At 36.9% G+C, this 607-nt stretch carries 1 pseudogene (cut by a window edge); it reads left to right on the forward strand.

Annotated elements, in window-relative coordinates:
• Window positions 1–607, forward strand: a pseudogene (locus COV46_00010) (hypothetical protein) (it extends 718 nt beyond the left edge of the window).

Genomic DNA, 607 nt, shown 5'->3' on the forward strand with positions numbered 1-607 from the left:
CGGGCGATTTGGAAATGCTCTTTGCCGATCATGGCAATAAGATAATAAAAAAGATCATCATGACAAAAGATATCGACTTAAAGAGCCCGATTATTGTCAGTAAGGATCCCATTATGATACGATCTGAAAAGAGCAGAGTGTTTGATATAAAAATAACCGGTAAAAAAATTTGGAACTCTACGCCAAGGACTTATAAAAATGTGAGTATCATTGGAGATGAGTTTAAGGGTCCTTCGATATTGATCAAAAATTTTTTGAGTCGTCACGTAACTATCTCGGATCTTATTTTTAAAGATTTCAGCGTGCCTCTTATTAAATCATCTGATATATACCAGATAAATCTTACGCTCGTCCGGAATGGGTTTAGTAATCAGTCCATAAGTCCGATAGAAGTACACCGAACTCAACCTTCCCAAGGGGTCTCTATATTTCAGAATTATTTTATAGAAGAAAACTCGAGTACAATTGTTACTGTCAATGATGCTGAAACGATCACGGCTGAATGCTCTAAAGAATGCGAAAAGCTTACATTTATAAGAGAGGCAAAATCCCCTTTTCCTATCGAAATGGCCGAACTTTATTATAATGGTTCATGGGTTGGGCTGGC

Source organism: Deltaproteobacteria bacterium CG11_big_fil_rev_8_21_14_0_20_49_13 (assembly GCA_002796305.1).
Classification (GTDB): domain Bacteria; phylum UBA10199; class UBA10199.